Below are 8,061 nucleotides of genomic sequence, written 5' to 3' on the forward strand. Positions count from 1 at the left end.
GCTGCCCCGCCGGTTTGGCTTTCGCTGCGACTGCGGTACGCCTATAGGGCAAGACTTGCTCACAGCAGATTGGATGCGGGCGGACCCGTGAAACATTTCGTCGTCAAAACGCTCAGCAACGCGGCCGCCATCTGGGTCGCCGCCTGGATCGTCAGCGGGATCGACCTCACGGCGGACGGCTGGCAGCACAAGACGGTCACCGTGATCTCGGTGGCGCTGGTCTTCGGCGTGGTGAACTGGCTGATCAAGCCGGTGGTCAAGCTGTTCTCGCTGCCGCTGTTCGTGCTCACCCTCGGGCTGATCACTTTTGTGATCAACGCCCTGATGCTGCTGCTGACTTCCTGGGCCTCCGGCCACCTCCACCTGGACTTCAACGTCACCGGGTTCTGGCCCGCGCTGCTCGGCTCGCTGATCATCAGCCTGGTGTCCTGGGGCCTCCACCTGGCCTTCGACGACGAGGACTGACCACCGACCGTCCTTCCCCAACGCCGAGGGCCCGCCGTCGTGGACGGCGGACCCTCGGCGTGCGGAGACCTCGATCAACGCGCCCCGGGGCTGAGGATGAGCGCCAACTGCTCGTCCAGATCGCCGCCGGTGCGCTCCTCGCCCACCGGCACCAGGCGGTCGGTGCGGGTGAGGAAGGCGATCAGCGGCGGCGCGGAGGACCGCAGCACCGCGTCGCCCTCGGGCGAGCGCAGCATGATGCCGACCTCGGCGAGTTCCTCCCCGAGCGGGTGGATGTGCACATCGCCCTCGCCGGTCGGCTGGCTGATCCCGTCCAGCAGCAGCTCCCGCGCGAAGACCCACGTCACCGGCGCGTCGCCGGGGAGGTGGAAGGTGAGCCGGATCGCATACGGGTCGGCGGGGTCGTACTCGAGGTCGACCAGGATGCGGAAGGAGAGCTCGTTCGAGACCACGAGGTGCATCACCACGTGGCCCTGGACCGTGCTGTGCATGCGCCACTACCTCACGTTCTGACCGGCCTGCCCCGGCTGTGCGACTGTTATGGCCCCCGGATCCGGGTCCAAACCCGTCGGCCACGTTCGGTGCGTGCGATCCACCGGGGATCCGACGGGCCGCACGCCCCGGGCAGTCGCACCGCCCGCCGTGGTGGCCCCGACCCGGAGTTGGCTGCTCCGTTTGCCCGATTGACGCTCATTGCAGCACAGGGTTGGCACGCCTGCAATCACTCTCAGCAACGGATCCGTCGAAGCGCCTTCGAATCACTCTCCATGCCAGAAGGCAACCATACGTTCAACGATTGGTAAAGCGCGAAGCCTTCCAATCGAAGATCCCTGGCCGCTACACCCATACCGGCAGAACCACACCCCCGAACACGCAGAATCATCCGTTCAGCGGAACCGAACCCTCCCGTTCTTCGGCCGGTTCGGGTTTCGGGCAGGCTCGCACGCGGGAGACTTCCGCACAACGCTCGCGCACCGGAGGTGGCCATGCCCGGCCCCGTCCGCCCGGTCGTCAAACGCACGGCCCGGGCCATCCTGCTGGAGCTGGACCCGGACGACCCGCACGCCCAGGCCTCCATCGTCCTGATCAAACGGACCCGACCCGGCAGCAATCCGTACTGGATCACGCCCGGCGGCGGCGTCGAAGCCGGTGACCGCACCGTGGTGGACGCACTGCACCGGGAGATCGACGAGGAGCTCGGCGGCAAGGTCGTGGACGTGGTGCCCGCCTTCGTCGACACCGTCTCCCACGCCCACCACGACGACGGCACCCTCGCCCATCCGCACGGGGTCAAGATCCAGCACTTCTTCGTCTGCCGCCTGGCCGCCATGGACCCCACCCGCCGGCACGGCCCCGAGGTGGACGACCCGCACGGCGAGTACGAGATCGTCCACCTCCCCTTCACCCGCGAGGGCGTGACCTCGGTGAACGTCGTTCCGCCCAGCCTGCGCGCCTATCTCGCCGCCAACATCGAGGGCATCCGGGCTCTGCTCGCCCACGACCTGGGCTGAGGGCGTCCGGCCCGCCGACGCGCGACGCAAGAGCGCCGGCGGGCCGGACGCCCGATGCGCGCACGCGGACGGCCGCGCGGTACCGCCGGAACAGCCCGAGGCGAGGCCCGGGCAAAGGCGTCAGCGCATGGCCCTACCCTGGGTTGCCTTCCGGGGATCTCGGAGAGGCGGGGCGCGGTGCACAGCGGCACGGTCGTGGCGGGGCGGTACCTGATGGATCGCCCGATGGGCGCGGGCGGAATGGGCGAGGTCTGGGCCGCCCAGGACCAACTGCTCGACCGGGTCCCCGTCCGCCGAGGCGCTACGGCTGCTGGCCAGTTGGACCGCGGAACCGACCCTCCCGGGGCTGCCGGACGCCGAGGCAACCGCCTGACGGTGCCGAGCGCCGCTACCCCGCAGCCCCGGGTCAGACCGTGAGAGCGCCGGTGCGGAGGCGGGCGGCGGAGCGGGCGAGCCGGACTGCCGCGAGGACGGGAAGGCTGAAGCCCACCAGGCAGACGGCAAGGACGTTGATCGGGGTCAACCCGGCCGAGGACACGGAGAAGGCGGCGGCGACCAGCGGCACGGCCACCACCGGTGAGAACAGGAGCAGGGTCGCCTGCTTCTTCTCCCGCCGGGTCCACTGCGGGGACTTCCAGACCCTGACCAGAACTGCGATGGCGGCGGCCAGCCCGAGTACCGGCCCGAGGACCGGGACCAGGAACATCGGCGCCGGAAGGACTGCGAGCGCCAGGGTGAGCTTGGTGCGGCCGGCGCTCTCCGGTTCGGGTCGCGGCCCGCCCTCGGCGTCGAGTGCGGCGTCGGCGATCTCCTGGGGGCGGCCCAGGTTGTTCAGGACCTGCCGCACCGCGTCCTCGTCGACGGGGTCGCGGTCCGCCAGTGCGACCTCGATGTGCTCGCGCAGGTCCGCCAGCAGTTCGCGGCGGCGCTCGTCGGGCAGCGCGGCAGTGAATCGGGTGACCGCGTCCAGGTAGGCGCGGACCAGCGGGTGCTCGATGGGGGTCATGGCTTCTCTCCTGGGGCTAGGACGTGGTCTACGGCTGCTCGGAAGGCGGGCCAAAGCGCGGTGAACTCCTCCAGCGCACTGCGGCCGGCCGGGGTGAGGGTGTAATAGCGGCGCGACGGACCACTGGCCGAGTCGCGCAGGAAGGTGTCGGCGAGCCCGGCGCGGCGCAACCGGGACAGCAGGGGGTAGATCGTGCCCTGGCTGGTCGCCAGCATCGGGAAGCGGCCGAGCTCCTGCAGCAGCTCGACCCCGTAGCGCGGACCGTCCCTCAGCAGCGCCAGCACGCAGTACTCCAGCACCCCCTTGCGCAGTTGAGTGGCCACCGACCCGTCCGCCGCACCGGAACCGTCAGTGTGTGTCATGCCAGGTACCATGCAACGCAAGATAGCATGCGGAACAAGACAGCTCCAGAGCCCGCTGACGACTGGTCATCTGATCGCCTTGGAGGCGTGACCGGCGTTCCTGATGCGACATCAGCGGGAGTGGGCGGAGAGGAGCAGGGCGAGCGCGAGCAGGGCGATGCAGACACTGGAGAAGGCGTAGGCGAGGAGAGCGGCGCGGGGGTCCGGCTGCCCTCGCCGGTGGCGTTCGGCGGCTTCGCGGTACTCGGCCTGGGGGTCGTCGTCCACGGTCAGTGCTCCGCGTCCTGGTGGCGGAGGCGGACGGTGTGGGGTTGGCCGTGCAGGGTGAAGGAGAGATCGAGCCGGCCGTCGCGCCGGAGGAACTCCGTGGCACGCTCGGCGGCGTCGGGGCGAGTGAGGAAGTAGCGGAAGGCGTCGGCCTGGAGAGTGCCGAGCGGGAGTGGCTTCAGGGCGTCCCAGACGGCGGCGAGCGCGTCGGGGAGATGCGTGAACGCGGCGGGGGCGGCGATGCCCTCGATCTCAACGACGACCGGGATGTCGTCCGTGCTCGGGGTGCTCATACCGCACTCCGCCGGGTCGGGCTGATCAGACACCAGACGGCCTTTCCGATGCCGCCCGGTCTGGGGTGACAGCCCCAGTCGGCGGACAGTTGCTGAACGAGCCAGAGACCGCGGCCGTCCTCACCGTCCTCGCTCACCGAACAGGGCTTCGGATGACGGGCGTTGGCATCGTGGACTTCGATCCGCAGTACGGCGGGGGAGAGTTCGAAACGGACCTGGATCAGGCGGCCGGGTGGCACGCGGGCGTGTTCGACAGCGTTGGCGACAAGCTCGGAGAGCAGCAACTCCCCGGTGTCCGCGTACTGTTCGCCGCCATCGAGGCCGGCGAGGAAGTCACGCAGCAGCCTGCGGGCTCTACCCGCCGACTTGCGGTGACGCGGCAGCCAACACGAGTGCTCGCCGGTCACAGCGGGCGGTCTCTGCAACGTTCCGGTCATGGCAACGCCCCTTCCGGGCATGGTCGGTAACCGTGATCCGGGCACACGGCCCGGCGGCGGCCGGGATCAGGCATGGGGATACCCGGGTTTCGGCCACCACTATCACGGAACGTATATGTGTGAGCTACTCCGAGTAGCATGCTCCGGATCGCGTTCGCTTCGCAACTGACTCTTTGGAACTTGTTCCATGATCTTTTGGCGAGAGTAGGCTTGTCGCTGTCCAACTGGCGTGAGGGGGCATCAGATGAGCGATGCGCGGCCGACGGTGCGCCGTAGACGGCTGGCCACTACTTTGGTCCAGCTCCGGGAAGACGCGGGCAAGACACCGGAGGACGCGGCCCAGCGGATCGGGTGTCACCGAACCAAGATCAGCCGCATCGAGAACGCCAGGCTGGGTATCTCCCTCGGTGAACTGCGGGATCTGCTGACCTTCTATGGGGTCAACGACTCTGCGATGGTTGACGAGTTGGTCGCACTGGCTCGCCGTGGACGCGAACCTGGATGGGTACAGCGCGCCAGTCTCGTCCGGCCGTCGTACTCCGACTTCGTCAGCTATGAGGAGACGACCAACTACATCCGGTCGTTCCAGAACGTCTTGGTCGCCGGTCTACTGCAAACCCCTGACTACGCCCGCGCCGTGATCCAAGCGCGTCCCTCGTTCCTCAGCAAGGACGAGGTGGACGCCCTTGTCACGGCTCGGATAAAGCGCCAGGAAGTCCTGGACCGTACCGATCCACCACGGTTCTGCGTGATCGAATGCGAGGCCGCGCTACGCGTCCAGGTTGGTGGGGCGAAGATCATGCGCCAGCAGCTTGACCGCCTGACCGAGATGGCCGAACGTCCTCACATCGAGTTGCAGGTAATCCCGGACCGCGCCGGAGCACACGTCGGCCTGATGGGATCTTTCGTCCTGTTCAGCTTCCCCACGCCGACGTTCTCGGACGTCGTGTGTGTAGAGCACCGAACGGGGACCCTGTACATGGAGACCCCGGAGGAGACGAACGAGTACTCCTTGATCTTTGACTCGCTCCGCTCAATCGCCTTGAGTCCGGCGGACAGTCTCGACATGATCGCTCGGGCACGGCAAGAGCTGTAGAGCTAGGCAGTGGAGAGGTAAGGCATGCTCGCACCAGATCTTGGAAACGTCGTATGGCGCAAGAGCAGCTTCAGTGGCCAGAGCGGCGACTGCGTCGAAGTCGCCGACGGCATAACTGATTTCGTCCCCGTCCGCGACTCCAAGGACCCGCACGGCCCCGCCCTCGTCTTCCCCGCCGGCGCCTGGTCGGCCTTCGTCGCGGGCATCAAGGCAGGCGACTTCGCGTGACTTCGTGATCCATCCGGCCGCGAGCGGTTGTTGGTCGTGGCTGCGGCGGGTTGATCGGGCCGGTGGTGCGGGCGGGACGGTTCGGCCGGTCAGCGGCCGACCCACCGGTACACGGTAACTCCGCCACCTGCCACCACCTGCCGGTATCCCATCGAGGGCAGGGCTTCCTCGAAGCGCTTCAGCTGGGCATCTGGAAACGGGAAGTTGTCCGGATGATCCAGCGTCGCCACCCAGTAGGCGGTGGGTCGGATCCAGGGCGCCGCCTGGCCGGGTGGCGTCAGATAGGGAAAGAGCGAGACGGTGCACCGGTCCGTCAGCTGCGGAGCCAGGCGGTTGGCGGCCGCTACCGCTGCTCCGTCAGGTATGAGGGACAACGCCTGTTTGGCATTCGCTACTTGTGATCCTGGAGATGAGAGCGATGGCACCGGCAGCATGGCTACGGCTACCACGAGCGCACCGCTCGGCACCAGCTTGAGCGCGATGTCGAGCTTTCTCCGCGTGACCGGTTCAGCGTTGCGGACCGGCCGCGTCAGGGTGGCCACAGCACCCGCGGGCGGCACCGGCGCAGCGGGCGCCGACGTCACCGCGGGCCGGACCGGCCGCATCTGAAGCCTGCGCAGTCCGTCGATGAGAGCCAGGAAGAGCACTGGCATGAGTACCGCGTTGTAGTGCTGGAGCGTTCCCCAGAACATCGGGTTGAGAGACCAGAACCTGGCTGCCAGCGGCAGCACCAGCAGCACGCACAACGGCGAGCGCAGCGCGAGAAGCAGCGTCGGCGCCAATAGTGTGGCCACTGTCTCCCACTTGGCGCCCGGCAGTAGCAGTCGCGTCAGAGGATCGTCGCCGGTCCACTGCCCCGTGTCGGCGTATGTGTATTTGCCTTCGGGGTTTGCGAGCGGTATCAGCACCAGGATCGCCAGTGCCATGCTCAGCAGCGCGATGGTGGCAAGTCCCGCGCCGAGTCGGCGTTTCCCGAGCACAACGAAGAGGTACGCGCCGATTCCGACCACCAGGAGACCTTGGTCCTCCTTGACCAGCAGCAGTGGCAGCGCCCAGCACACGGCCGCAACCGCCCGCCCGAGCACCAGCGCCTCGGCTGCGAAGGCGGCCAACGGCACTGCGAAGGCCACCTCGTGGAAGTCGAAGGCGAGTGCACTCCACAGCCCCCAGGACAACCCGTACGCGAGCCCGATCGCCAGTCCACCCCACCGTCCAACCGTCCGCATTGCCAGTCTGGTCACTGGCAGCACCGAGGCTGCCAGTAACGCGGCTTGGGCGAGCAACAGCGTCATCGGCCCAGGGAAGACTCGGTAGACGGGTGCGAGCAGTGCGAGGATCGGGCTGAAGTGGTCACCGAGGAGGTTGTAGTCGACCCCCTTGAGTGCCACCAGCGGTTTGCCAAGCCCGGCGTAGCCGCGCACTGCCTCGTCGAAGATTCCCAGGTCGAAGCCGCCGGTCTGCATCAGCAGATGGCTCAAGACCGAGGTAGCGCCATAGCTGACGAACAGTAAGAGTGCCAGGGCTAGGCAGAGGTAGCGGTCAGCGGATAACCGGGTCTTCATGCTCGCCGACGCTAGCACGGCTGTTTTCGGATTCTGCCGCCATCCTGATCAGGCCTGATCGGCCGCCGTGCGATACCTGATCGACGGCGAAGTGCCCGTGCCGGACGATTGTGATGGTATGCGCCCTAATGATGGCACTTCATCATCGGATCGACCGCCGACAAGGGATCGGCTGACGTCTAGCGTTCGTCGTCATGCGACAAGGCTCCGCCCCTGACGCACGGTCAAGGTCAAGCCGTACCGTCGCCCACTGTCCGAACCTGGCTCAGGTAGCGCTTTCCGAGCTCGCTTCAGGTTTCGTGTGGAGGATTTCGCGGGACTGTTCGGCGGCTCGGTGGGCCAGGTCGGCGCGGTAGGCGGTGGGGCCGCCGTTGCGCATCACCTCGCGCGTGGTTGTCGAGGTCGGACGTTCGAGGCGCCTGGCGATCTCGGCGTAGGGGAGGCTGTCGGCCAGCCCCAGCGCGATCTGGTGGCGTTCCTGCTGAGTGAGCCTGACTCCGGGCATCGCGGCCCCCTTCGTCGCCCGTGGTGCCCCCGGCATAGCATTCAGTCTCAATTCATTGCAACGAACCGAGTGGGTGTCGTTGCATTACATTCAAGACCACTGCAACGATTCCATGCCACCTACCTGCACTGATGGCATTTTTGAGCAACGAGCCTGTTGTCAGATATTGGAATGCAACGTAGCTTTTCCTTCATCAGAAACGGCGGGCCGACAGAGCGCCCGCTGCAGAAGAAGGAGAGCACGATGCTGAAGTTCGACACCCCCGCCCCGATCTCCGCCGTCCTGGCCGTCCCCGCCGGACGCATCCAGCTCATCGCCGCCGACCGCGC

General features: G+C 67.4%; 11 protein-coding genes and 2 pseudogenes. 5 read left to right on the forward strand and 8 right to left on the reverse strand.

Annotated elements, in window-relative coordinates; all coding sequences use genetic code 11:
• The first annotated feature begins 87 nt into the window (after window positions 1-87).
• Complete coding sequence (locus ABD369_RS17980; RefSeq protein ID WP_344637431.1) at window positions 88-465, forward strand: phage holin family protein; 378 nt, start codon at window positions 88-90, stop codon at window positions 463-465.
• A 74-nt stretch (window positions 466-539) separates the two neighbouring features.
• Here the strand turns inward: ABD369_RS17980 and ABD369_RS17985 are convergent, their stop codons facing one another.
• Complete coding sequence (locus tag ABD369_RS17985) at window positions 540-956, reverse strand: SsgA family sporulation/cell division regulator (protein WP_344637432.1); 417 nt, start codon at window positions 954-956, stop codon at window positions 540-542.
• Window positions 957-1,451: 495 nt separating this feature from the next.
• Between ABD369_RS17985 and ABD369_RS17990 the strand changes: the two genes are divergently transcribed.
• Window positions 1,452-1,976: an NUDIX domain-containing protein gene (locus ABD369_RS17990; protein WP_344637433.1), complete on the forward strand. Its 525-nt coding sequence runs from the start codon at window positions 1,452-1,454 to the stop codon at window positions 1,974-1,976.
• Between the two features lie 406 nt (window positions 1,977-2,382).
• On the opposite strand, the gene ABD369_RS17995 is transcribed toward ABD369_RS17990, so the two are convergent.
• From ABD369_RS17995 to ABD369_RS18015, 5 genes are all read right to left on the reverse strand, one after another.
• Window positions 2,383-2,982: an HAAS signaling domain-containing protein gene (locus ABD369_RS17995; RefSeq protein ID WP_344637434.1), complete on the reverse strand. Its 600-nt coding sequence runs from the start codon at window positions 2,980-2,982 to the stop codon at window positions 2,383-2,385.
• Window positions 2,979-3,344, reverse strand: coding sequence for a PadR family transcriptional regulator (locus ABD369_RS18000; RefSeq protein WP_344637435.1), 366 nt, complete (start codon window positions 3,342-3,344; stop codon window positions 2,979-2,981). Before ABD369_RS18000 ends, ABD369_RS17995 begins: the two co-directional genes overlap by 4 nt.
• A gap of 111 nt (window positions 3,345-3,455) precedes the next feature.
• Window positions 3,456-3,611, reverse strand: a complete 156-nt coding sequence (locus ABD369_RS18005) for a hypothetical protein (RefSeq protein ID WP_344637436.1) — start codon at window positions 3,609-3,611, stop codon at window positions 3,456-3,458.
• Between the two features lie 2 nt (window positions 3,612-3,613).
• Window positions 3,614-3,904 carry a hypothetical protein gene (locus ABD369_RS18010; RefSeq protein WP_344637437.1) on the reverse strand — a complete coding sequence of 97 codons (291 nt, stop codon included), beginning with the start codon at window positions 3,902-3,904 and terminating at the stop codon, window positions 3,614-3,616.
• The gene (locus tag ABD369_RS18015; protein ID WP_344637438.1) at window positions 3,901-4,341 is read right to left on the reverse strand and encodes an ATP-binding protein; all 441 of its coding nucleotides are present in this window, start codon (window positions 4,339-4,341) and stop codon (window positions 3,901-3,903) included. Before ABD369_RS18015 ends, ABD369_RS18010 begins: the two co-directional genes overlap by 4 nt.
• A 244-nt stretch (window positions 4,342-4,585) precedes the next feature.
• On the opposite strand from ABD369_RS18015, the gene ABD369_RS18020 reads away from it, so the two are divergent.
• Complete coding sequence (locus tag ABD369_RS18020; RefSeq protein WP_344637439.1) at window positions 4,586-5,437, forward strand: helix-turn-helix domain-containing protein; 852 nt, start codon at window positions 4,586-4,588, stop codon at window positions 5,435-5,437.
• Window positions 5,438-5,461: 24 nt separating this feature from the next.
• Window positions 5,462-5,665, forward strand: coding sequence for a DUF397 domain-containing protein (locus ABD369_RS18025; RefSeq protein WP_344637440.1), 204 nt, complete (start codon window positions 5,462-5,464; stop codon window positions 5,663-5,665).
• 89 nt (window positions 5,666-5,754) lie between these two features.
• Here the strand turns inward: ABD369_RS18025 and ABD369_RS18030 are convergent, their stop codons facing one another.
• Both ABD369_RS18030 and ABD369_RS18035 read right to left on the reverse strand, forming a co-directional pair.
• Window positions 5,755-7,227, reverse strand: coding sequence for a DUF2079 domain-containing protein (locus tag ABD369_RS18030; protein ID WP_344637441.1), 1,473 nt, complete (start codon window positions 7,225-7,227; stop codon window positions 5,755-5,757).
• Between the two features lie 292 nt (window positions 7,228-7,519).
• Window positions 7,520-7,732, reverse strand: a pseudogene (locus tag ABD369_RS18035) (helix-turn-helix domain-containing protein); the annotation flags it as partial.
• A gap of 243 nt (window positions 7,733-7,975) precedes the next feature.
• Between ABD369_RS18035 and ABD369_RS41535 the strand changes: the two are divergent.
• A pseudogene (locus ABD369_RS41535) lies at window positions 7,976-8,061 on the forward strand (DUF4097 family beta strand repeat-containing protein); the annotation flags it as partial.

It is taken from the genome of Kitasatospora cystarginea (genome assembly GCF_039533515.1).
Lineage (GTDB): Bacteria > Actinomycetota > Actinomycetes > Streptomycetales > Streptomycetaceae > Kitasatospora > Kitasatospora cystarginea.

Coding starts and splice junctions, on each gene's coding strand:
- ABD369_RS18025 (WP_344637440.1), top strand. CDS start 5,462: ATGCTCGCACCAGATCTTGGAAACGTCGTATGGCGCAAGAGCAGCTTC.
- ABD369_RS17990 (WP_344637433.1), top strand. CDS start 1,452: ATGCCCGGCCCCGTCCGCCCGGTCGTCAAACGCACGGCCCGGGCCATC.
- ABD369_RS17995 (WP_344637434.1), bottom strand. CDS start 2,982: ATGACCCCCATCGAGCACCCGCTGGTCCGCGCCTACCTGGACGCGGTC.
- ABD369_RS18010 (WP_344637437.1), bottom strand. CDS start 3,904: ATGAGCACCCCGAGCACGGACGACATCCCGGTCGTCGTTGAGATCGAG.
- ABD369_RS18030 (WP_344637441.1), bottom strand. CDS start 7,227: ATGAAGACCCGGTTATCCGCTGACCGCTACCTCTGCCTAGCCCTGGCA.
- ABD369_RS18000 (WP_344637435.1), bottom strand. CDS start 3,344: ATGACACACACTGACGGTTCCGGTGCGGCGGACGGGTCGGTGGCCACT.
- ABD369_RS18020 (WP_344637439.1), top strand. CDS start 4,586: ATGAGCGATGCGCGGCCGACGGTGCGCCGTAGACGGCTGGCCACTACT.
- ABD369_RS18015 (WP_344637438.1), bottom strand. CDS start 4,341: ATGACCGGAACGTTGCAGAGACCGCCCGCTGTGACCGGCGAGCACTCG.
- ABD369_RS17985 (WP_344637432.1), bottom strand. CDS start 956: ATGCACAGCACGGTCCAGGGCCACGTGGTGATGCACCTCGTGGTCTCG.